Source organism: Frigoribacterium sp. CFBP9029, from assembly GCF_034045305.1.
GTDB lineage: Bacteria > Actinomycetota > Actinomycetes > Actinomycetales > Microbacteriaceae > Frigoribacterium.
Window position 1 is genome coordinate 43486 of the sequence record NZ_JAXCWB010000003.1, and the last position, 23358, is coordinate 66843.

Here is a 23358-nt window from a genome sequence, read left to right on the forward strand (position 1 = left end):
CGACTGCGAGGCCGTCGATTCTCAGGAGGCGCGGGTCGGGTTCGCCCGACCCGCGCCTCCTGCGTCCGTGCTTCGGGAGTGCGGACTCGGACGACCTGCGCCGGCCGGCAGGGTCAGACGACGCCCAGCTCGAGCAGGTCGAGGGTCTCGAGCACGAGGGAGACCTCGGTGCGACTGGTGTAGTCGGTGTGGATGTCGACGAAGACGACGCGACCGTCGCCGTCGATGACGAGGACGGTCGGGAACGGGATCTCGGCCGACCCGTCGACGTTGTCGTCGGCCATGTCGAAGCCGAGCTCGCGCTGGGCGCCGCGGGCTCCGACGCTCGGCTCGGTCGCGATGCCGAGCGCGCGGCTGAGCACGTTGCCCGGGTCGGACAGCACGGTGAACTCGAGGTCGCCGGCGGCGACGGACTTCTCGGACCCGGCCGGCGTCTGCGGGCTGATGGCCACGAGCTCGACGCCGCGCTCGCGGAGCGCCGGAAGCAGGTCGTCCTGATAGGTCTTGAGCGTGATGTTGCAGTAGGGGCACCAGGCGCCGCGGTAGAAGACCACGACCGCGGGAGATGCGCCGATCGCGTCGATGAGCGCGATGTCACGACCGGTGGGGGTGAGGAGCGCGGCGTCGACGATCTGGTCGCCCACGCGAACGGCGTCGGCCGGCACCCCGAGCGAGCGGAGGTGAGCCTGCTCGGCCTCGAAGATCGCCTCGAGGTCGGGGCCGATCTCGGCGTTGAAGGTCCGTCGGAAGTCGGCGACCTGCGTGGCGATGTCCTGGGACGTCATGTCGTCGTGGTCCTAACGGGTCGAGGCGCGAAGAGTCCCCTGAGCGTAGTGGAGTGCGCGGGTGCGGGGCCCGGGTGCGGGGCCCGGGTGCGGGCCCGGGTGCACCGGGTGCCTCGACCGGGCCGTCGCGCCTGCGGGCCGGGAGGCGCGTGTCGGGTCGACCCGCGCCTCCTGCGGGTCAGGCCCCGGGCGTCTCGAGCAGGTCGAGCGCCGCGACGATCTCGTCGACCTCGGTCCGGGTCGTGTAGTCGGTGTGCACGTCGGCGAAGACCACGGTGCCGTCGCGGTCGACGACCAGCACCGTCGGGAACGGGATGTCACCCGTCGCATCGGCGTTGCTGTCGGCGACGTCGAACCCCAGCTGACCGTGCACGGCACGCGCGTCGGCGCTCGGCTCGGTGCGGATGCCCAGCGCACCGCTGAACACGTTGCCCGGGTCGGACAGCACGGGGAACTCGAGCGAGCCGTTGGTCACCGACGCCTCGGACCCCTCGGGGGTCTGGGGGCTGATCGCGACCAGCGCGACACCCCGCTCGCGGAGCCGGGGCAGCAGCTCGGCCTGGTAGGTCTTCAGCGTCAGGTTGCAGTAGGGGCACCAGGCTCCGCGGTAGAAGACCAGCACGGCGGGGCCCTCTCCGACGGTCTCGGCGAGCGAGACCTCGTCGCCGGCGGGCGTGACGAGGGTCGCCTCGACGATCGTGTCGCCCGCCGCGACCGCGTCGTCGGGGGTGCCCGCGGCACGGAGGGCGCTCTGCTCGTCGGCGAACACCTTCGAGAACTCGGGCCCGATCTGCGACGTGAACCCCTCGTCGAACTCGGTCACCTGGTCGGCGATGCGGGGGGTGGTGGGGGATTCGGCGTTCGACATGGTCGTCCTCTCGGCGGTGAGCGGCACGTCGGGTACGTGCAGTTCGGCTGCGGCCGATCGTAGGCAGGCGAGCTGGGCGGGCGGCCCGGGTGCGTCACGCGGCGTCACACGCGACGGCGGTCGCACACGGCGGCGGTGGCGCATCGCACCCGGCCTCACGGGCGGCGGCACGTCCGTTTCACTCGCACCGGCGCATCAGCTCTGGCAGTGCGGACACCAGTACGTGTCACGCAGCTCGAGCTCGCTCTCGCCGAGGGTCCCCCGGAGGATCTTCGTGCCGCAGCGCAGACACGGCTTGCCGGCCCGCCCGTAGACCCAGTCGGTCACGCCCCGGAGGTTGCCCGTCGTCGTGCGGTCGACGCGGTCTCTGTTGGCGAGGATCAGGCGGTGCGCGAGGTCGATCAGCTTGGGCCGGTTCTCGACCTCGCCGACGGGACGCGTGGGCAGCACACCCCGCAGGAAGCACAGCTCGTTGCGATAGACGTTGCCGACGCCGGCGAGCACCCGCTGATCGAGCAGGGCGAGACCGACCTCGCGCCCGGGGTCGGCCTCGAGGTTCGCGAGCGCCGTCGTGGCGTTCCAGTCGGGGCCGAGCAGGTCGGGGCCCAGGTACGCGACGACGCTGTCTTCGGGGTCGCGGGCGACCAGCTCGACCAGACCGAGATCGAACCCGACGGCGACCCACTCGGCCGTCTCGAGCACGACCCGTGCCTGATAGGCGGGGCGCCGCCACTTCGTGCCGTGGCGGTAAACGTGCCACGAACCCTCCATCTTGAGGTGCGTGTGCAGCGTCAGGTCGCCGATGTGGTGCAGCAGGTGCTTGCCCCGCGGGATGACGTCGTCGACGACCTCGCCGGTCAGATCGACGGTCGCGAACGCCGGCACCCGGAAGTCGCTCGCCGTCAGCGTCTGCCCGTGCAGCACCGCGTCGAGGTTGGTCGCGGCGCGGTAGACGGTGTCTCCTTCAGGCATCGGTCACGACCTCAATCGGATGCCGCTGGGGGTGGGGGCGAAGCCGGCGTCCCGCAGGGCGTCGCCGAGGGCGGTGCCGAGCACGAACTCGCCGTCGACCCGCTCGATGGCGAGCTTCTTCAGACGCGTCCGCACCGTCGAGGCCAGCGACGCGGCCGCCAGGGCCAGCTCGCGCTCGTCGGGCTCGCCGAAGGTCAGCACGGTCTTGCCGCCCCGCTCGACGTAGACGGTCAGCCGTCCGTCGACCAGCACGACCAGCGAGCCGGCCTTGCGCCCGGGGCGGTGACCCGATCTCTTCTTCGTCGCCGCGCCTCCTGCGTCGACGGCCGTGCGATCGGCGCCCGAGGAGGCGCGGGTCGCGTCGACCGCGGAGCCCGCCTCGCCCCGCGCCCCGGCCCCCGTCGCCGTGGTCGCCGCCGCAGCGGAGGCCGCCTCGGCCGCACTCGCCGCCGCGTCGGCGGGGGCGCCGTCGAGTGTCTGCCCCGGCCAGGGGAGTGCGGCGCCGTACGGGTTCGCGGGGTCGGTCGCCGCGAGCGTGACCACGGGCACGTCGAGCTGGCGACCGGCGGCGACGAGGGTGTCGTCGTCTCGGCGGTCGCCCTCGTCGCGGATGAACGAGCGGAGGCGGTCGACGGTCGGGCCGGTGGCGAACTGCGCCGCCCCCAGCCCCTCGATGAAGTAGCCGCGGCGGGCGCGACCGGTCTCTTCGAAGCCGCTGAGCACCTTGTACGCCGTCGAGAAGCCGCCCCGCACTCCCTCGTTCACGACGGCGCCGCGCGTGACGACGCCGTGGCGCTCGAGCAGGATCTCGGCCGTCGCCGCGGCCCGGATGGTGCCGTCGGGCTCGGCCAGCGGCAGCAGCGACCAGCGACCGCCCACCGTCGGCGGACCGGCCTGGCGGGGCATCGCGATGCGACCGCGGCTGCGGTACGACGACCGCGAGCGGGTGGGTGCACGGGGCCGGGGGGCCTTGCCGCCGCCGACCTGGGTGCGGAGCGGCGCGAAGGTGTCGTTGGTGATCTGCCCGGCCCAGACCAGCTGCCAGATCGCGGTGACGAGGGCGTCGTCGTCGGTGCTGCCGACCGCGTCCGAGAGCTGACGGAAGAAGTACGCGCCGCCGCCCGCGAGCGCCGCCAGCACCTCGCGCTGGAGGTCGTCGGTCTCGGCACCCGACGGCTCGGGCAGGGTGACCTGCGCACCGTCGGCGAGGTGCAGGCTGACCCAGCCGTCGTTGCCGGGCAGGGTGCCGGTGCCCGACCAGATGATGTCGCCGGTGGCGGTGAGCTCGTCGAGCATCGCGGGGCTGTAGTCGGTGATGCGGGCGGGGAGGATCAGCGACTCCCACGCGGAGGCGGGCAGCGAGACCCCGCTCAGCTGGTCGACGACCTGCAGCACCCCGTCGAGACCGCGCAGCCCCGAGCCCTTCAGCCCCGTGGCGACGTGCTGCCACGCGGGCAGGAACCTGCCGAGCGTCTCGGGCGCCACCGGCTCGACCTCGTGCCGCAGCGCGGCGAGCGACTTGCCGCGGAGGCGCCGTAGCACCTCGGCATCGCACCACTCGCTGCCCTGCTGACGCGGTCGGAACTCGCCCTCGACGACGCGGCGCTGCGTCGCGAGCTTGCGGAGGGCGTCGAGCACGACGGCGCCGCCGAGCCCGAGCCGCTCGGCGACCATGGCCGAGGTGAAGGGCCCGTGGGTGCGCGCGTACCGGCCGACGAGATCGCCGAGGGGGTCGTCGACGGGTTCGACGAACGCGGTCGGCACCCCGATCGGCAGGGCCACCCCGAGGGCGTCCCGGAGGCGCGAGGCGTCTTCGATGCCCGCCCAGCGCACGACGCCCGAGTGGGTGAAGCGCAGCACGCGATTCGACCAGGCGAGATCGGTCAGGGCCGTCTCGAGGGAGCGGTGCGCGTCGTCGCGGGCCGCGACGTCGCCGGTGACGAGCGTGGCCGCGAGCCAGCTGCGGTCGATGATCTCGTCGGTGGTGAGCGGGCCGAGCAGACGCAGCAGGTCGACGACGCCCTCGATGTCGCGGGCGCGCCGGTCGGGGGCGAGTCGCTGCAGCTCGAGCTCGTGCTGATCGATGACGTCGGCGTCGAGCAGCTCGCGCAGCTCGGCGCGCCCGAGCAGCTCTTGCAGCAGCGTCGAGTCGAGCGACAGGGCCGCGGCGCGGCGCTCGGCGAGGGGCGAGTCGCCCTCGTACATGAACGCGGCGACGTAGCCGAAGAGCAGCGACCGGGCGAAGGGCGAGGGCACCTCGGTCTCGGTCTCGACGATGCGGACGGTGCGGCTGGCGAGGTCGCGGGTGAGGCTCATCAGCGCGGGGAGGTCGTAGACGTCTTGCAGCACCTCGCGCACCGCCTCGAGCACGATCGGGAACGACGGGTACTTGCGGGCGACGTCGAGCAGCTGCGACGAGCGCTGACGCTGCTGCCAGAGCGGTGAGCGCTTGCCGGGGTTGTATCGCGGCAGCAGCAGGGCGCGGGCGGCGCACTCGCGGAACCGCGACGAGAACAGCGCCGACCCGCCGACCTCCTCGGTGACGATGTCGTCGAGATCGTCGAGCTCGAACGAGAAGAGCTCGGCCCCCGGAGGCTCGGCGTCGGTGTCGGGGATCCGCACGACGATGCCGTCGTCGGCGGCCATCGCCCCGCCGTCGACCCCGAGCTGGTCGCGGATGCGCGCCGACACGGCCAGGGCCCACGGGGCGTGCACCTGCATGCCGTAGGGCGAGTGGAGGATGAGGCGCCAGTCGCCGAGCTCGTCGCGGAACCGCTCGACGACGAGCGTCGTGTCGGTCGGCACGTACGAGGTGGCGGCCTTCTGCTCGGTGAGGAACGCGATGAGGTTGCGGGCGGCGCGCTCGTCGAGTCCGCCGGCGGCGACCCGCGTCGTCGCGTCGGCCTCGCTCGAGTTGGAGAGCTCGCGGATGTAGCCGCCGATCGCCTTGCCGAGCTCGGCCGGGCGGCCGATGCCGTCGCCCTTCCAGAACGGGACACGACCGGGCTGGCCGTACGCGGGCGATACGAGCACGCGGTCGTGGGTGATGTCTTCGATGCGCCAGCTCGTGGCACCGAGGGCGAAGACGTCGCCGACCCGCGACTCGTAGACCATCTCCTCGTCCAGCTCGCCGACGCGCGCGGCCTTCTCGCCCACCATGAACACGCCGAAGAGACCCCGGTCGGGGATGGTGCCGCCGCTCGTCACGGCGAGACGCTGGGCGCCCGGTCGGCCGGTGAGGGTGCCGTGCACGCGATCCCACACGATGCGGGGGCGCAGCTCGGCGAACTCGTCGGAGGGGTACTTGCCGCTGAGCAGGTCGAGCGTCGCGTCGTAGGCCGAGCGGGGCAGAGTCGCGAAGGGGGCGCTGCGCCGGACCGTCTCGAACCACTCGTCGGCGTCGAGCTCGTCGAGCGCGACGGCGGCGACCGTCTGCTGCGCGAGGACGTCGAGGGGGTTGGTCGGCACGCGCAGCTCTTCGATCAGGCCGGCGACCATGCGCTCTGCGGCGACGGCGGAGTGGATCAGGTCGGCGCGGTGCTTGGGGAACAGCACGCCCCGCGACGTCTCGCCGACCTGGTGCCCGGCGCGCCCGACGCGCTGCAGACCGCTCGCGACCGACGGCGGCGACTCGACCTGGATGACGAGGTCGACGGCGCCCATGTCGATGCCGAGCTCGAGCGAGCTGGTCGCGACCACGCACCGCAGCCGACCGCTCTTCAGGTCGTCTTCGATGAGCGCCCGCTGGTCTTTCGACACCGACCCGTGGTGGGCGCGTGCGAGCAGCGGATCGGAGCCCGAGGTCTGCCCCGAGCCGCCCATCAGCTGCGCGGGCGCCCCGCCGCCGACGGCGGGGTTGCGAGTCGGAGGGGAGGGTGCGAACGGGTCGACGACCGCGTCGGACGCGTCGCCGGCCGCAAGGCCGCCCTCGGCGCCGAGCGCAGGGCCGTCGTCGGTGCCGAGAGCCGCGGCAGCGCCGCCGGCCACGACCAGCTGGCCCCGTGCCTCTTCGGTGGCCCGCACCGCGGTCTCGAGGTCGCCGCCCTGGCGTTCGATCCAGATGTCGTTGAGTCGTGCGGTCAGGCGCTCGGCCAGCCGCCTCGAGTTCGAGAAGACGATGGTCGACCGGTGCTCGGCGATCAGATCGACGATGCCCTCTTCGACGTGCGGCCAGATCGACCCCTGAGGCGCCGCGCCCGCCGCCGAACCCTCGAGCGGTGCGGCCGTGCCGAGCTCGGTCATGTCGTCGACCGGCACGACGACCCGCAGGTCGAACTTCTTGTCGGCGCGGGGGTTGACGATGGTGACCGGCGCCGGGCCGGCCAGGAACCTGGCGACCTCTTCGGGCGGACGCACCGTCGCGCTGAGGCCGATGCGCTGGGCCGGTTTGTCGAGCAGGGCGTCGAGTCGCTCGAGCGAGAGGGCGAGGTGGGCGCCCCGCTTGGTCGACGCGACCGCGTGGACCTCGTCGATGATGACGGTCTGCACGCCCTTGAGCGTCTCGCGCGCCTGCGAGGTGAGCATCAGGTAGAGCGACTCGGGTGTCGTGATGAGGATGTCGGTCGGGGTGCGGGCCAGCCGCCCGCGATCGCTCGAGCTGGTGTCGCCCGAGCGGACGCCGACCGTGATGTCGGGTGCCTCGGTGCCGAGTCGCCGGGCCGTCTGCGTGATGCCGACCAGAGGCGACCGGAGGTTGCGCTCGACGTCGACGCCGAGGGCCTTGAGAGGGGAGATGTAGAGGACGCGGGTGCGGTGCAGCTTCTCTTCGGGCGGGGGCGTCGACGCCAGCGAGTCGATCGACCAGAGGAACGACGCCAGGGTCTTGCCCGACCCCGTGGGCGCGATGACGAGTGCGTGGTCGCCCTGGCTGATGGCCGCCCAGGCGCCCTCTTGCGCGCGGGTCGGCGCGGCGAACGCCCCGCGGAACCACTCGCGGGTGGCGGGGGAGAAGCGGTCGAGCACGTCGTTCATCGGTGCCATCTTGCTCCGGACCACTGACATTCCGTCTCGCGCGCCTCCTCGGGGTCTCGACGAGTCACGACACGCCGCGCGCCCCGACTCCCTCGCGGCGGGTCGTGACTCCTCGACCGACCGTCGCGGGGCGCGGCCGGCGGCCCGGCTACGGTGGTCGCATGCCCCCCGCGTTCCGCATCGACCCGTCCGCCGGCCCCGGCCGTCGAGCGACGAGTCGCGGATGACCCGCCGAGGAGGCGCGGCTCTCCGCCGCGGGCAGCTGGCCGTCAGCAAGGCGCTCGCCTTCGCCTCGGCGCTCGCCCTCCTCGTCGGCCTGGTGCGGATCCTGCAGGCGCACGTCGTGGCGGGGGCGGCCTTCGTCGTCATCGCCGTCGCGCTGATCGCGGTCGCGTTCGCACTCGCCCGGGCGGCGACCCGGCGTCGCTGAGCCGGCCCGCTCCTCCTGGGCTCCACGGGCGGCGACCCGGCGTCGCTGAGCCGGCCCGCGCCTCCTCGGCCCGGTGTCGGCGGCACCGCCTACGCTGGCCGCATGCACAGTCGCACACTCGGCCGCACCGGCCGCGAAGTATCCGTCATCGGCCTCGGCACCTGGCAGCTCGGAGCCGACTGGGGTGACGTCACCGAGAGCGACGCGCTCGAGGTGCTGGGCGCCTCCGTCGAGGCGGGGGTCACCTTCTTCGACACCGCCGACGTCTACGGCGACGGGCGCAGCGAGCAGATCATCGGCCGGTTCCGCGCCGCGAACCCCGAGGTCGACGTCACCGTCGCGACCAAGATGGGCCGCCGTCTCGACCAGTTGCCGGCCAACTACGTCCGCCAGAACTTCATCGAATGGACCGACCGCTCGCGCCGCAACCTCGGCGTCGACACCCTCGACCTCGTGCAGCTGCACTGCCCGCCCACGCCCGTCTTCGAGAGCGACGCCGTGTACGACGCGCTCGACGAGCTGGTCGCGAACGGCGCGATCGCCGCCTACGGCGTCAGCGTCGAAGAGACGGCCCAGGCCCTCACCGCCATCGCCCGCCCGAATCTCGCGACCGTGCAGATCATCCTCAACGCGTTCCGGCTGAAGCCGCTCGACGAGGTGCTGCCCCGAGCCGAGGAGGCGGGGGTCGGCATCATCGCCCGCGTCCCGCTGGCCAGCGGTCTGCTCTCGGGCAAGTACACGACCGAGACGACCTTCGCCGAGAACGACCACCGCAGCTACAACCGCAACGGCGAGGCCTTCGACCAGGGCGAGACCTTCAGCGGCGTCGACTTCGAACAGGGCGTCGCCGCGGCTCGCGAGTTCGCCGAGTCGGTGCCCGAGGGCGTCACCGTGCCCCAGGCGGCCCTCGCCTGGATCGTCGACCAGCCCGGCGTCAGCACCGTCATCCCCGGGGCCCGCAACGTCGAGCAGGCGCGCGCCAACGCCGCGGCCGGCGAGGTCACGCTCGACGAGGGGCTCGACTCCGAGGTCGTCCGCATCTACGAGAAGTACTTCCGCGAGGCCGTGCACCCGCGCTGGTAGCGCGCCCGGCTGTGCGCCGCTGAGCGCCGCCCGGCCGTGCGGGCAGTCCCGTCACACCTCGTATCCGGCGTGACACCCCGAGAACGCGGGGTGTGACGCCGGTTCCGGGGTGTGGCGCGTGCGGCGCTAGCCGCGGGGGCGGTACACGCGCAAGGCCCGGGGCAGCAGGCGCACCTCGTAGCGGTACCCGTCGCGCTCGGCGGTCTCGGGCAGCGAGGTGTCGCCTTCGCCGTCGTGCGCGATCGCCGGGCGGAGCGCCCCCGCGACGGTCACCGCGAACCGCGAGGTGACCTCGGTCGAGAACGCCTCCTTCTCGGGCAAGAGGCCGAGGAGGCGCAGGGTCGCCGTGCTCCTCGGGCCGAACGCGAGCGACGACAGTGCCCCGATGCGGCCGAGTCTCGAGCCGGACGACAGGGTGCGGACCTCGAGCGAGCCGTCGTCGAGGGCCCGGCGCCGCATGGGCGAGACGACGTCGTCGTCATTGCGCCCGACCCCGACGAAGACCGACCACGCCGTGCGCGCGGCCCCCTGGCGCACAGCGCCGCCATCGCCCGCCGCATCGGCGCCCGGCGCACCGACGCCCGTCGCACCGGCGCCCGCATCGGCGTTCGCCGCACCGACGCTGGCCGCACCGGCGCCACCGGCGCTCACCGCATCGCCGTCCCGCTCGAAGGTCACCGTGCGCCCCCGTCGCAGGATCTGCACCCCGGACACGAGCCCGGCCACGCGCTTGCCCAGCCGCCCTTCGAGTCGGTCACGCTCGGCGAGGTAGTCGGCGTAGACGCCGAGGGCCGTGGCGTTGATCGCGAGGTGGTGCGGCTCGCCGTCGACGTCGACCGCGGCGACGTCGACCCGCGCACCGGTGCCGGCGGCGAGGGCGGCGACGGCCGTCTCGACCGAGTCCGTGCCGACCGCGCGGGAGAAGTGATCGAAGGTGCCGCCGGGCACGACGAGCAGCGGCAGATCGTGCTCGAGCGCGACGCGGGCGGCGGTCTCGACCGTCCCGTCGCCGCCGACGACCGCGAGCACCCGCGGCGGATTCCGCCGCCGCAGTTCGGCGGCGACCATCTCGCCGAGGTCGGTGTCGCCGAGCGACCGGAACCGCGCCTCCGGAAGCCGCTTGCGCAGCAGGGTCACGGGGTCTCGCCGACGAGCAGCCCCCGACGCCCCGTTCGAGACGACGAGCACGCCTTCGCCGCGCGCCGACGCGGGCAGTCCGATCGGTTCGCCGGCCAGAGCGGCCGGTCCGACGGGGTGCGCCGGCACGGGCAGCACGAGCCGGCCCGCGACCGCGACCCCGGCGCCGAGCAGCGCGCCGCCGACCACGTCGGACAGCCAGTGGGCGCCGACCTTCAGCCGCGAGTACGACACGGCGGCGGCCAGCGGAGCGAGCACGAGACCGGTGCGGGGCGACTCGAGCGCCACCCCGGTGACGAACGCGATCGCGCTGGCGGTGTGGCCGGAGGGGAAGGAGGCGCTCCGAGGCTGGCGACGCAGCTGACGGCCGATGGGCACGTCGTCGAGCAGAGGCCGCGGACCCCCGACGAGGTTCTTGCCGACCGCGTTGGCGATCAGGCTGGCCATCCCGAGCGAGAGCGCGCCGCGCGAACCGGCGCGGCGGTTGCCGACGAGCAGCAGCACGGCGGCGGTCGTCAGCCAGAGCGTGCCGTGGTCGGCCGAGTGCGAGAGGCGCTTCCAGGCCCGATCCGATCGGGGGTGCCGTTCGCGACCGTTGATCAGGTTCGCGGCCGCGCGGTCGACACGGCGCACGCCTATCGGCAGGGTGATGACGGGGAGGATCCGTCGTCGGGCGGCAGGGACGTCGTGGTCGGGGAGCACCCGTCCACCGTACCCGGGGTCGCCTGGCGCTCGGTCGCGCGTCGGGTTGCGCCGATCGAGTGGTCGGAAGATGCTCTTCCGGGCGCCGGCAAGAGCATCTTCCGACCACTCGACGACGGGCGCCGCATGAAGGAGGACCAGCCGCGCCGGCTCAGCCGTGCCGCGCGCCCTCGCCGGCGATCACGGCCCGGTACCCCTCGCGGAACGTCGGGTACGCGAACGCGAACCCCGTCGCCCGCAGCCGAGCGTTCGAGAGCCGCTTGTCGCCGCCCGACTGCCGCCCGGTAGGAGGCGCGCTCGGGGGAGCCTCGACCCCCAGCTCGTCCGCGAGGAACAGCAGCACGTCGTCGAGCCGGACGGGCTCGTCGTCGACGCCGAGGTAGACGGCCTCGGGCTGCGAGACGGTCGTCGTCAGGTGCACGATCGCGGCGGCGGCGTCGTCGCGGTGGATGCGGTTCGTGTGCGGCGACCCTCCAGGCTGGTCGGACAGCGTGGCCGCACCGTTGCGCACCTGCTCGATCAGTCGCTCGCGACCGGGCCCGTAGACCCCGCCGAGCCGCAGCAGCACCGCCTCGGGAGCCCGTTCGCGCAGCAGCCGCTCGGCCTCGAGCAGCACGTCGGCGGTCGGCGTCCCGCCGCGCGCCGGGGTCTCCTCCGTCACGAGTCCGCCGTCGGCGACGTCGTAGACCGCGGTCGACGAGACGACGAGGAGGCGCGGGTCGGCCGCCGACGCCGCGATCCCGTCGAGCACGTGGCGCAGCCCGTCGACGTAGGTGGCGCGGTACTCGCCCGGCGTGCGCGAGCCGGCCGCCAGGGCGACGACGACGACCTCGGTGTCGTCGTCGACCACGGGGGTCTCGCGACGGAGGTCGACCGAGCGACCCTCGATGCGGGCGGGCAGCAGGTCGGCGCGGCGGCGGAGTCCGACCACGCGGTGGCCGTCGGCGGCGAACCGCAGACCCGCCTCGGTGCCCAGGTCGCCGCAGCCCGCGATCAGAACGCTCATGCTCCGAGGCTATCCCTCGCGCGCCTCCTCGATCCGTGCCGGGGGGCGCGGCGGCGTGCGCGTCAGAGGAGGTCGAGGGTCGCCTGGTCGGGCTCGCCGCCGAAGTACTTCGTCAGGGCGCGCCCGAACCGCGACTCGGCGGGCTCTGCCTGCGCGAAGAGAGTCAGCGACGAGCGCGCCTTCAGCGCATCGACACCGCCGAACACCGCCTCGGCGTCGGAGGTCGGCAGGGCGAGCAGTACGTCCACGCTCTCGCACAGCCGCGGCCCGAGCAGGGGGTGCGCCAGGTACGCGCGGGCCTCTCCGATCGACCCGATCGCGTAGTGCTGCGCCGTCGCACTGCGACCCAGCCCCGCGATCTGCGGGAACACGAACCACATCCAGTGGCTCGCCTTGCGACCGCCGCGCAGCTCGGAGAGGGCGCGGTCGTAGGTGCCGTGCGCCTCCTGGGCGGTGACGAAGCGGGCGAGGTCGAACGGGTCGGTGGCGACGTCGGCGTCGCCTTCGCGGCTGTGCGGGTCGGAGTCGTGGGTGTCGCTCATCGCTCTGTTCTACGCGTCACCGGACCCGCTAGTCTGGTCGGCTGCCCACGGGGCGGCGCGCATCGACCGCACGCACCTGCGGCCGGAAGGCCCGACATGACCCCGACCGACCCGACCCCAGCCGCCGACCCGACCGACCCGACCGACCCGACCCCCGCCGCCGACCCGACCGACCCGATGCCCGCCGCCGACGCGACCCTCGTCGCACCGGTCGTCATCGAGCGCATCACCATCCCGCAGACGATCGACGCGCCCGACGCCGCCGACTTCGTCGAGACGGTCGCCGTCGAGAACGCGATCCGGGCCGACGCGATCGGCTCCGACGACCTGGCCTGGCTGCCCGACGAGCAGTTGCCGAACTGGCTCGACGCCTACAAGGACATGCGCTGGTACGTCGTCCGCGACGCCGGGCGCATCGTCGCGACCGGGTCGTACGAGAGCCGACTCGACGGCGACGGCGCCAGCACCGCCTACGTCGACGTGATGGTGCTCCCCTCGCACCGGCGCCGGGGGATCGGCTCGGCGCTGCTCGCCCACGTCGAGGAGGTCGCGCGCCGCGAGGGCCGGACCCAGGCGATCGCCTACGTGCGGTCGACCGGCGAGGCCGAGCCGCGCCTCCTGCCCCCCACCGGTGCCGGGTCGGTCGGCGCGGACGATGCGGCCGTGCAGCTGCTGCAGGGCGCCGGCTGGGTGCTCGGGCAGGTGGTGCGCTGCAGCCGCCTGGCGTTGCCGGTGGACGAGGAGGCGCTGGCCGGCATCCGAGACCGCGCCCGCGCCGCCGCCGGAGACGACTACCGACTGCACACCTGGGTCGGACGCTCACCCGAGCGGTGGCTCGACGACCTCGCCGCGCTCGAGACGCGGATGAGCACCGACGCCCCCTCGGGCGGGGTCGACGAGCCGGAGGACGTCTGGACTCCCGAGCGGTTCCGCGACGCGGAGGAGAAGGCGCTCGCCGGGCCGCGGACGCGTTTCACCGCCGTCGTCGAGCACGTGCCGACCGGGCGGCTGGCGGGGTTCAGTCAGCTCGAGGCGCCGGCCGAGCGGTCGCGACCGGCGTTCCAGCAGGACACCCTCGTGCTGCGCGAGCACCGCGGCCACCGACTCGGCTGGCTGCTGAAGATCGCGACGACCGACCTGCTCACCGCCGAACGACCTGGTCACCCCGGCGTCTTCACCTTCAACGCCGAGGAGAACCGCCCCATGCTCGACGTCAACGAGGCCGTCGGCTTCGTCCCCTTCGAGTACGAGGGGGTGTGGAGCAGGAGGCTCAGACCGTGAAGTCGGCGCTGATCGTCGCGGTGACTTCGATGTCGGCGGGGTGCAGGTCGTAGACCATCGAACCGCCGTCGTCGAGCATCGAGGCGGCCATCAGCGAACGGGACGAGCCGAAGCCGAGGTGACCCGCGCCTCCTGAGCCTCCTTCGCCCGGTCGCAGCCCCGGCTCGTAGACGGCCTGCAGCACGGGGCTGCCGAGGCCCAGCGCGTCGGCGTAGTCGGAGGCGCGCGCGACGGCGTCGGCGACCGCCGCGAGCCGGGCGTCCTGTTCGACCTCGGCGCGACGCGCGTGACCGAGCGACCACTCGATGCCGTCGATCGACACGCCCTCGACGTGCGCGAGCTCGCCGACCCAGTCGGCCAGCGCGGCGAAGTCCTGGAACCGCACCTCGATCGTCGACCGCGTGCGGTACCGGACCGAGGAGGCGCGGCTCCCGTCGGGCGACCCCGGCTCGGTCACGAGACCGACCGACACCGAGCGCGCCGTCCACCAGGTGGCCGCGCCCTGCCGGCGTAGCACCGTCGCCTGCTCGGTGACCCGGTTGTGCACCGCGATGCCCTCGTCGACGACGGCCGCGCGGTCGTCGCCCTCGATCTCGACCGCCAGCCGGAGCAGCCCCCGCTCGGCGTGATGACGGTGCGTGACGGTGCCCGAGACGACGATGTCGGCCATGTCTCCGCCGCCCTCTAGACGACCAGGTCGGTGCTGTCGGGCGCGTGCGTGCCCTCGGCGGTGACCGGGTTCGTCACCCTCGAGATGAACGCGTTCAGGTCGTCGAGCTCGTCTTGCGAGACGCCGTGGGCGAGCTCGGCGTAGACCTCGACGTCGGCGTCGGCGTGCTCGCCGAGCCACTCGACGGTGCGGGTCACGGCGTCGATCGGAATGACCTGGTCGGCGTCGCCGCGACCGTAGAAGACGGCGGGGCGCACCCGCGCGAGGGCGGCGTCGGCGTCGGCCGAGGCGGGGTCGGCGACCACGAAGCCGGCCAGCACGGCCGCGAATGTGAAGCGCTCGGGCGCGCGACGCAGCAGCTGCAGCGAGAGCGATCCGCCCTGTGAGAAGCCGAGCAGGCTGACGCTCGTGTACGACCCGGTCAGCGAGTCGAGCCAGTCGAGGACGGCGGTCGCCGCCTCGTCGACCGGCGCGGGGTCGGGCGAGCCCGGCAGAGCGAGCGGGTACCACGAGAAGCCGTCGCCGTGAGGCAGGGGCGCTCGCAGCGAGGCGATCGCGAAGGCCTGCGGCAGATAGGGGGCCAGCCCGATCAGATCGCCCTCGTGCGAACCGACCCCGTGCAGCAGCACCAGCAGCGGCCGGCCGTCGCGCTCGGACTCGTCGACGGACCACGTGACCACGGAGGGATCGATCTGCACCATGGCCAGAGCCTATCCAGCGCCACCGTCGTCGTGTTCGCCCGTAGCGTTTTCGTCACCCGACCGTCACACGGGGTTGGTAGACATGCCCCATGAGCTCCGTGCAGACCCCTGACCCCAATCCCGGCTGGCTCTCGGAGGAGGAGCTCTTCCAGATACGTCAGCGGCTGCCGATCCTGTACGTCGAGGCGGTGCCGGTGCGGGTCGACGGCATGGGCGTCGTCACCGAGGTGGGCGTGCTGCTGCGCGCCTCGTCGGAGGGCTCGATGTCGCGCATGCTCGTCTCGGGCCGCGTGATGTACGGCGAGAGCCTGCGCACGGCGCTCTTCCGCCACCTCGAGAAGGACCTCGGGCCGATGGCGTTCCCGCAGCTGCCGCTGTCGCCGGTGCCGTTCCAGGTGGCCGAGTACTTCCCGCTGCCGGGGTCGTCGGTCTACACCGACGCGCGTCAGCACGCCGTGTCGCTCGCCTACGTCGTGCCGGTCACGGGCACCTGCGACCCGCGCCAGGACGCCCTCGAGCTCACCTGGCTGACGCCGCACCAGGCGGCGAGCGACGATGTGGCCGCCGAGATGGAGGGCGGGCGCGGCGCTCTGCTGCGCAGCGCCCTCGCCTCCGTCGGCGCCCTGCAGTAGCCCGCCGCCGCGCCGCCGCGCCCCGCCGCTGCGCCGGCGCTCGTTCGCTGCGACACCTCGAAAGCCGCGCTACACCCGCATTGATCGGGGTGCAGCGCGGCTTTCGGGGTGCTGGGCCGGTCATCCACAGCCGAGGAGGCGCGGGTGGCGCGGTGCGGATCACATGCGTCATGCTCGACCCGTGCTCGAAACGCTGATCCGCCGTGACTCCGTCATCCGATCGGGCGGCGACAGCTCCACGATCGAGCGCGACGCCCGGCGAGGGCTTCTGCGGCGGGTCGCACCCGGCGCCTACGTGCCCACTCCGGTCTGGCAGGCGCTCACGGCCGCCGAGCGCCATGTCATCCGGGTGCACGCCGTCGTGCCGCGGTTCGGCGACGAGGTCGTCGTCTCGCACGAGTCGGCGCTGGCGCTCCGCGGTTTCCCGCTGCTGGGGGACTGGCCCGAGCGCGTGCACGTCATCGACCCCCGGCGTCATCGCGACAAGGTCGGCCCCTGGGCGCATCAGCACGCTGGGCCGGTCGGCGACGAGGTCGATGTCGTCGACGGTCTGCGCGTCGCGGTGCCTCGTCAGGCCGCCGTCGACGCGGTGAGGCGACACGATCTCGCGGGCGGCGCCGTGATCCTCGACCACGGTCTGCGCACCGGCGCCTTCTCGCGAGCGGAGCTCGAGGCGGTGGCGGCCCGGCGTCCCGGCGTTCCGGGCAGTCGACGCGCCGCGGCCGCGATCGCCTTCGCCGACGCTCGCGCCGACTCGCCGGGCGAGTCCCTGAGTCGCGCTGTCATCCACCTCGCGGGCCTCTCGAAGCCCGAGCTGCAGGTCCGATTCCCGCGGGGAGGATCGCTCGTGGGGATCGTCGACTTCTGGTGGCCCGAATGCGGAGTCATCGGCGAGTTCGACGGTGAGGTGAAGTACCGCGATGCGCGTCCGAGGCGCGGACGCACGCCCGAGCAGGTCGTCATCGACGAGAAGCGCCGAGAGGACGCCCTGCGCTCGTTGCCCGGCGTGAGGGCCGTCGTGAGGTGGAGCTGGGCCGACGCCCTCCGGAAGGACCCGCTCGTCGCTGCGCTCCGCCGCGCCGGCGTGCGCTGACGCGCTGCGCCGCGCGCGCCGCGCGCGCCGCGGCGCTGCAACGCGCAACACCCCGTTCTCGGCGCTACACCCCGATGAATGCGGGTGTTGCGCTGAAAACGGGGTGTCAGGCGGGTGGCGCCGTCAGGCGCGGGTCAGCGACCGCCGCGCTGGCCGCCGCCGGTGCGGGCCTTGCCGCCGACGAGGCCGCCGACCTTCAGCGAGCCGGGGCGTCCGCCCTCCGAGGAGGCGCGGCGTCCGCCGGAGCGCTGCCCGCCTTCGCGGGGGCCGCCCTGCGACGCCGCGAAGTCGGCCTGGTCGTTGCGGACGGCGTTGGTGCGGCTCTGGCCGCCGTCGCTCTGGGCGCGGCGTCCGGTCTGGCGGGTGCCACGGGTCTCGTCGCGGCCGGCGTCACGGCCGCCGTCGCGCACCGGGGTCACGGCGCCACGGCCGGACTCGGTCGAGTAGAAGGTCGAGGCGCCACCGCGGGGAGCGGCGTCGCGGCGCGCGCCGCCGTCGCGGCCGGCACCCTGGCGTCCGCCGTCACGCGAGCCACCCGAGCGGGCTGCGCCGTCGCGACCGCGACCGGTCTCGGAGCCGCGACCCGCGCCTCCTTGGCGTCCGTCGCGCGAGCCGCCGGCCGATGCCGCCGCGGGGCGACCCGAGCGGTCCTGGCGGGCGATGGGGTTGCCCTGCGAGTCCTGACGAGCGGCGCGCTTGCGCTGCGCGTTGGCGCCCTGCGAGCGACCGCCGCCACCCTGCTGCTGCTGCACGGCGACACGAGGGGCGGGCTTGACGTACGCGGCGACCTCGCCGACCAGCGCGGCGACCTCGGGCGAGGACGGCACGACGGCGGTGATGGTCGGGCGGATGTCGGCCTTCTTCATCAGCTGGGCGACGTCGCGCTTCTGGCTGGGGATGACGAGGGTGACGACGTCGCCCTCGGCGCCGGCGCGGGCGGTGCGGCCCGAGCGGTGCAGGTACGCCTTGTGCTCGGTGGGCGGGTCGACGTGGATGACGAGCTCGATGTCGTCGACGTGCACACCGCGGGCGGCGACGTCGGTGGCGACGAGCACGCGGGCGCTGCCGTCTTGGAAGGCGGCGAGGTTGCGGTCGCGCTGCGGCTGCGACAGGTTGCCGTGCAGGTCGACGGCGGGGATGCCGGCGTCGGTCAGCTTCTTGGCGAGCTTCTTGGCGTGGTGCTTGGTGCGCATGAAGAGGATGCGACGGCCCTTGCCGCCGGCCAGCGTCTGCACGAGGGCGTTCTTGCTGTCGAGGTCGGGGGTCTCGAACACGTGGTGGGTCATCTTGGCGACGGGCGAGTTGGCCTCGTCGACGGAGTGCAGCACCTCGTTGTGGAGGAACTGCTTGACCAGCTTGTCCACGCCGTTGTCGAGGGTCGCGCTGAAGAGCAGGCGCTGACCGTCGGTCGGGGTGGCCTTCAGGATGCGCGTGACACCGGGCAGGAACCCCAGGTCGGCCATGTGGTCGGCCTCGTCGAGCACGGTGATCTCGATGGCGTCGAGCTTGACGAAGCCCTGCTTCATGAGGTCTTCGAGGCGGCCGGGGCAGGCGATGATGATGTCGACGCCGGCCTTGAGGGCCTGCACCTGACGGTTCTGCGAGACGCCGCCGAAGATGGTGGTGGTGCGCATGCCGTAGGCCGCTGCGAGCGGGGCCAGGACGGCGTCGATCTGCGTGGCGAGCTCGCGGGTGGGGGCGAGCACCAGGCCGAGGGGGCGGCCGGCGCGACGCTGACCGCCGGCCAGCTTGCCGCCGAGGCGCGCGGCCATCGGGATGGAGAACGCGAGGGTCTTGCCCGAGCCGGTCTTGCCGCGGCCGAGCACGTCGCGCCCGGCGAGGGTGTCGGGCAGGGTGTCGACCTGGATCGGGAAGGCGGTGGTCTTGCCCTCTGCCGTGAGCGACTTGACGATCGGGGCGGGGACGCCGAGCGAGCTGAAGGTGACGGTGTCGGCCGTCTCGTCGACGGTCGAGCCGTCGGGGGTGGTGTTCTCGGTGTCGAGGGTGTTCGTTGACATGTGGTGCACCTTTCGGGGCATCGGTGTCGAGCCGGGCCAGGCTGCGTGACCACCGTGTCGGGCGACGACGTCGTGCTGACGTGTTCGCGCGAGGGCGGGGCAGTGCCGGGAGAACGGCTGTCGTAGCCGGGCTCGAGATGTGGCGACGGTGCAGGTGTGCACGATCGTTTCGCCGCAGAGTGAGCTTCGCGCGCCTGCTGGTCTGCCTGGGTGTGTGCCAGGACGGGAGAGGCGGGGAGGGGCGTGCTACGACGCAGGGAGCCGGTCAGGCCGACTCGCAAGTGACCCCAGCCTAGCGGAGGTGCACGGAAAGCGCGACGGGGGTGCCGAGGAGGCGCGGGTCCTCTACGGACGGCAGCGCGCCCCGAAGGTGGCTTCGGCGAGCATCGATGCTGCGAGCAGGCAGACGGGCATCAGGGCGAACATGGTCCATTGGGTGTGACCGAAGCGATGCGGTGCCGCAGACCTTCGACGCGACCCTGTTCGGGGCCCGAGTTGAGCCCATACGGGGGCGATGGTGAGAAGTGCTGTCGATGTCACGGCCAGGGTGATCGTCGTCTGCAGGATCATGGTCGCCATCTGCTGGGAGCCCCAGAGTCCTAGTATCCAGATGGCCGAGACGAGAAACCAGGCAGGCAGTGCGGTGAATACGAATCCCAGCATTGCACCGGCGCGGACGCCTCTTGTGACGGAGGCTGCCTTCTGGCTCTGATCACGTCGGGATACGAAACGTCCGCTCCCTATCAGAATGAAACCTGTCAGGGTCGTCGCCAGACCGATCCTGATCAATTGCACAGGCCGGACGCCTCCACATACTGTCTCAAGAGCCCAGATCGACAGTACGAGGCTCTGCGCCCCGATGAGTGCGAATGTGATGAGTGCAGAGCAGAGGGTGAGCAGCCTGGTGATCAGAATCGGACTCATGAGCTGCCTAGAAATAGATCGACGAGCCTTGTCGAAGCGGCATCGACGAACTCGTCGATCTCGCCAAGGAGTTCGGCGTCGCCGGGATCTCGAGGATCGGGGATCAGGGCTTGCTGCCCGGGGAATCTCTTGTCGCGTAGGAATACAAAAGCGGGTACCTGGGCATCCGGTCCCCACGTAGAGCGATCTAGAACCCGTCGAATTGCCCGCTTTAAGAAATCTTTAGAAGCCCCGAATCGTTGCTCGTAGAAAAGCTGCAAGTCGTGGTCTAAATGCCGAAGTTCATCGCGGCGCAACTCGCGCATGACGTCTGAAAGAGGGCGATTTGGATCCCTGCCTATGCGTTTCGCGACAAGAAAAGCATCGGTATCGGCCAGGAGGTCGCTTCGTGTGAAGTATCCGTCGGGCCCGCCGATCTTCCTGCGTGGGAATGCCGTCAGCCCGCCAGTGACTGGGCCTTTGCGTCGCTGTTCGACATACTCGCCCCAGCAGGTTGCGAGGTCGAGAGCCCATCCACCCAGATCGCCTATTTCTGTTGTGACGCCTGATTCAGGTACGCCCCAGGTCATGTATGAGCGTACAGAAGCCGCGAAGTGAGCAAGGTCGACGCCAGGCTTGGTGGGAGTGCCAACACTGTTAGCGTCACGCTCGTAGTCGCCGCGGGCTAGCCGCAGAGCATCACGGTATGGATTCGACACGCCGCCAAGTAGATTCTCCGGTAATGGGGTGTAAATCTTCCAAATTGCAGAATCTTGCCAATATTGTGGCCGTTGAAAACGATGTAAAATGAAATCAGAATATGTCTTGCCCGACCAGTCTTCGTGGCCATGGCTTTCAGCAAGGTGACTGTGCTCTGTGAAATTCCAAGCGAATTGTTCGTCATAAAGAGTCGACGACCCATTCATGGTGTATGGGACAGGCAGAACCTGCTCGCGACCCACAGGGTCGGCTCGACTGGATGCGATGTCCTTGTCCAACTCGAGGCTCGTCGCGCCGGAGGTGAGCTTGTACTCGAGCACCTGGTCATATGCCCAGTTCTTGGGCAGGGGGAACCCGAGGTTTCCGCTGTATCCGGTCGACATCCCACTGACGAAGGAGCTCGCGGCGAGACCGGCCTCGGAGACCTGTGAGCAGACGTTTCGTGTGCCGTAGATGCCGACTTTGTATTGGACGAGGCGAGACGAGGCGACTCCGCGGGCGATGCCACGGAAATAGGGGATTATCAGGGCCGGGATCTCAGTGGCCGTGGCGTCGTAGTCGACGGCGAAGAAGATGGTCGTGCCGGCCGTGAATCCGAGGTTGCGGGCCCGTTTGACGGCAGCAACCGCTTGCCCGTAACCGGCTGCCTCAGTGAAGTATCCGGGCGCATTGTTCCATTCTTGGAAGATGGGGAAGACCTTCAGCCCCGCATCGAAGATGACGTCCAGTTCCCCGGGTGCGATCCGCTTCGCGGCCACCGACAGGTACCGCCCGACAGTGTTGTAGCCATGTGCCTTGAGAAGAGCGGCCGTGGCAGGCGTCAGAACCGTCGATGCATCGGCGGCCGTGCCAGGCCTGCTCGTGTCACCGGTGCTCACGAGAAGCGAGGCCCAAGTCCGGAAATCGCCGGCGCCGGTCGTGCTCAACTCGGCGAACGACTGGAACGACCGCACGACTGCAGCCGTGGAGTCGCCGAACGCGCCATCGAAAGGAGCTTCGTAGCCGTTGAGCGTCAGCGCTGACTGGAAGAGACGCACGAAGGATCGCGTCGTGTCTCGAGAGCCCGACGAGACGAGCCCCTTGCTTTTGATCCCGGCTTGGGTTCCCGGTCCGAAGTTCCCGTTCGCCACGCCGTCCTCCATGTCGACTTCGTACTGAAGAGCAAGCATCAGTCCACGCTGCACGTCTCGAGAGAAGATGCCATCACAGGGAACGATGAAGAAGTCCCGACGTGAGTGATAACGCGAATTCATCCACTTCTGGATGTCGCGGATGGCCGCGGTTCCTCTCCCGACGCGCTTGTACGCATCCATCGTGAGGAGACTCTTGAAGGCTTTGGGAGGCAGGGATGCCGTGGGCGGCAGTCCCATGTCCGCCTTCATCTCGATGATCCCCGTAGCGACGTCCGACGAGAACGATCCGAAAGTCGCACCCCCTTTGTAGCCCTTGCACCAGAGGCCGCATTGCGCAAGTGCCGTGATCGCCCGGTGTGACGCGGCGTTCGTCGTCGTCAGAGAGCCGACCTTGGAGGTCAAGGTCGACATCGTCGTCGGACCGAACGAGTCCGATTTCGCCGAGATGCCCAACTCGTGCTGGAGAGCGCGGGTCAGCGCGAACATCGTCGACCAGCCGGTCTGGCCGTCGAGGGTGAGCCGCGTAAACCACGAATGGTGTCCGTAGGTATCGTTCAGGTGCTTTTGGGCTCGTTCGACTTCGAGGTCTCTGAACATGGATGGTTCGCTTTCAGATCGTGCCGGTGGCGGCGTCGGGGGCGAGTGGATTTCCCGATGAGGAGATGTCGACGGCCGAGTCGCTCGTCGTGGTGCGGCGCCGCTCGGCTGCATTCTCCGGAGATCGGAGGGTGACGGTCGCCATGTGCAGTGAGTCGACACGGGGTTCGGTTCGCCCGCGACGTACGGGGTCGACGAAGACCAGCATCAGCGTCGACTGAGCGGCTACTTCGTCGGGCGTCGTGACGTCGAACAGGTACGCGCCGCCGTCGCGGCGGAGAGAGGTTCCGAATCGGGCGAGCTCGGCGGGCTCGTCGTCGATCATCACCGACGTGAGCACGGGCGGAGAAGTGATCGCACCGTCGAGCGTCACAGTGACGACGGCCCGCTCGGGAATCGCCTGCGGGCCTATGCTCCGACATCGGATCACCGTCGGTACGCGGTACTGGCGTGTCGCTCCTGCTTGGCTGACGGCCACGTCGGCCCACCCGGCGGAGACCTCAGCGCCCCAGGCGCGCGAGAGAGGTGTCGAGGAGATCGTGCCCCAGGTCTCTCGGACCACGGCGTCGCCCGCGGAGGAGACGGTCACGGTCGTGTCCGTGACGGGTGCCAAGTCCTCCGCCGGATATCTGTCGGCAGGTGCGAGAGGGATGGAGACCTCAGCGTCATCCTGCCCCATTGCCGCTGCGTCGATCTGGAACGTCAGAACGGATCTCGACGGAGAGATGACGGTCGGTGCGGGGGTCTCGATGTAGAGCGTTCCGTCGTCGTTGATCAGTGTGACGCCGTCCGAGACGTCATAGAGGCGCGGGTCGAACTCGAGACTCAGAGACAGTGACTCCGCGTCGATGTTCGAGAGCACGATGCTGCGAGCGCACCGGATCGTGTCTTCGGAGGTGAAGCCGGCCGCGAAGACGCCGATCGTCCGGAAGTCTTCCGATGTGATTCTGAGGCCCGGTGGTGTGCTTTCGTCGTCCTTCGAGGATGCTCGGGCGGGTGCTCCAGTGGACGCGTCACCTGCTGCGCCCACGACGAACGGCATCGCCGCACCCAGTGTGGCCACGCCGAGCAGTTGGCGTCGCGAGACATGTGCAATGAACATGCTGGACAGTAT

Annotated in this window: 17 protein-coding genes; 5 read left to right on the forward strand and 12 right to left on the reverse strand. The window is 71.4% G+C overall.

Annotation, left to right across the window (positions count from 1 at the left end; all coding sequences use genetic code 11):
• Positions 1–113 precede the first annotated feature (113 nt).
• The 4 genes from SOM11_RS04995 to SOM11_RS05010 all read right to left on the reverse strand — a co-directional run bounded on the left by SOM11_RS04995 (position 114) and on the right by SOM11_RS05010 (position 7596).
• Positions 114–785: a peroxiredoxin-like family protein gene (locus SOM11_RS04995; RefSeq protein WP_243215343.1), complete on the reverse strand. Its 672-nt coding sequence runs from the start codon at positions 783–785 to the stop codon at positions 114–116.
• A gap of 178 nt (positions 786–963) precedes the next feature.
• The gene (locus tag SOM11_RS05000) at positions 964–1653 is read right to left on the reverse strand and encodes a peroxiredoxin-like family protein (RefSeq protein WP_320477388.1); all 690 of its coding nucleotides are present in this window, start codon (positions 1651–1653) and stop codon (positions 964–966) included.
• Between the two features lie 195 nt (positions 1654–1848).
• Positions 1849–2625 carry a DNA-formamidopyrimidine glycosylase family protein gene (locus SOM11_RS05005; RefSeq protein ID WP_320477389.1) on the reverse strand — a complete coding sequence of 259 codons (777 nt, stop codon included), beginning with the start codon at positions 2623–2625 and terminating at the stop codon, positions 1849–1851.
• 3 nt (positions 2626–2628) lie between these two features.
• Positions 2629–7596 carry an Lhr family ATP-dependent helicase gene (locus SOM11_RS05010; protein WP_320477390.1) on the reverse strand — a complete coding sequence of 1656 codons (4968 nt, stop codon included), beginning with the start codon at positions 7594–7596 and terminating at the stop codon, positions 2629–2631.
• A 223-nt stretch (positions 7597–7819) separates the two neighbouring features.
• Here SOM11_RS05010 and SOM11_RS05015 point away from each other — a divergent pair, with 223 nt between their 5' ends.
• Together SOM11_RS05015 and SOM11_RS05020 are read left to right on the forward strand one after the other, a co-directional pair.
• Positions 7820–8026 carry a hypothetical protein gene (locus SOM11_RS05015; RefSeq protein WP_192060968.1) on the forward strand — a complete coding sequence of 69 codons (207 nt, stop codon included), beginning with the start codon at positions 7820–7822 and terminating at the stop codon, positions 8024–8026.
• Positions 8027–8128: 102 nt separating this feature from the next.
• Positions 8129–9109, forward strand: a complete 981-nt coding sequence (locus SOM11_RS05020; RefSeq protein WP_243216398.1) for an aldo/keto reductase — start codon at positions 8129–8131, stop codon at positions 9107–9109.
• A 126-nt stretch (positions 9110–9235) separates the two neighbouring features.
• Here SOM11_RS05020 and SOM11_RS05025 read toward each other — a convergent pair whose 3' ends face one another.
• From SOM11_RS05025 to SOM11_RS05035, 3 genes are all read right to left on the reverse strand, one after another.
• Entirely contained in the window at positions 9236–10948 is a 1713-nt protein-coding gene (locus tag SOM11_RS05025; RefSeq protein WP_320477391.1) for a bifunctional phosphatase PAP2/diacylglycerol kinase family protein, read from the reverse strand.
• A gap of 151 nt (positions 10949–11099) precedes the next feature.
• Positions 11100–11954 (reverse strand): NAD-dependent epimerase/dehydratase family protein, encoded by an 855-nt coding sequence (locus SOM11_RS05030; RefSeq protein ID WP_320477392.1) that lies wholly within the window; start codon positions 11952–11954, stop codon positions 11100–11102.
• Between the two features lie 62 nt (positions 11955–12016).
• Positions 12017–12496: a DUF1810 domain-containing protein gene (locus SOM11_RS05035; RefSeq protein ID WP_320477393.1), complete on the reverse strand. Its 480-nt coding sequence runs from the start codon at positions 12494–12496 to the stop codon at positions 12017–12019.
• A gap of 96 nt (positions 12497–12592) precedes the next feature.
• On the opposite strand from SOM11_RS05035, the gene SOM11_RS05040 reads away from it, so the two are divergent.
• The gene (locus SOM11_RS05040) at positions 12593–13777 is read left to right on the forward strand and encodes a GNAT family N-acetyltransferase (RefSeq protein ID WP_320477394.1); all 1185 of its coding nucleotides are present in this window, start codon (positions 12593–12595) and stop codon (positions 13775–13777) included.
• Here SOM11_RS05040 and SOM11_RS05045 read toward each other — a convergent pair.
• The gene (locus SOM11_RS05045; RefSeq protein ID WP_320477395.1) at positions 13767–14447 is read right to left on the reverse strand and encodes an SIMPL domain-containing protein; all 681 of its coding nucleotides are present in this window, start codon (positions 14445–14447) and stop codon (positions 13767–13769) included. The two genes, SOM11_RS05040 and SOM11_RS05045, sit on opposite strands and share 11 nt — an antisense overlap.
• Before the next feature lie 14 nt (positions 14448–14461).
• Complete coding sequence (locus tag SOM11_RS05050) at positions 14462–15148, reverse strand: alpha/beta hydrolase (protein WP_192060975.1); 687 nt, start codon at positions 15146–15148, stop codon at positions 14462–14464.
• A gap of 89 nt (positions 15149–15237) precedes the next feature.
• Between SOM11_RS05050 and SOM11_RS05055 the strand changes: the two genes are divergently transcribed.
• Positions 15238–15780 (forward strand): NUDIX hydrolase family protein, encoded by a 543-nt coding sequence (locus SOM11_RS05055; protein ID WP_192060976.1) that lies wholly within the window; start codon positions 15238–15240, stop codon positions 15778–15780.
• Between the two features lie 181 nt (positions 15781–15961).
• Positions 15962–16873, forward strand: a complete 912-nt coding sequence (locus SOM11_RS05060) for a hypothetical protein (RefSeq protein ID WP_320477396.1) — start codon at positions 15962–15964, stop codon at positions 16871–16873.
• Between the two features lie 134 nt (positions 16874–17007).
• Here the strand turns inward: SOM11_RS05060 and SOM11_RS05065 are convergent, their stop codons facing one another.
• The 3 genes from SOM11_RS05065 to SOM11_RS05075 form a co-directional block, all read right to left on the reverse strand.
• Positions 17008–18891, reverse strand: a complete 1884-nt coding sequence (locus SOM11_RS05065) for a DEAD/DEAH box helicase (protein WP_320477397.1) — start codon at positions 18889–18891, stop codon at positions 17008–17010.
• A 920-nt stretch (positions 18892–19811) separates the two neighbouring features.
• Positions 19812–22244: a glycoside hydrolase domain-containing protein gene (locus tag SOM11_RS05070; protein WP_320477398.1), complete on the reverse strand. Its 2433-nt coding sequence runs from the start codon at positions 22242–22244 to the stop codon at positions 19812–19814.
• Between the two features lie 13 nt (positions 22245–22257).
• Positions 22258–23346: a hypothetical protein gene (locus tag SOM11_RS05075; RefSeq protein WP_320477399.1), complete on the reverse strand. Its 1089-nt coding sequence runs from the start codon at positions 23344–23346 to the stop codon at positions 22258–22260.
• Between the last annotated feature and the right edge of the window lie 12 nt (positions 23347–23358).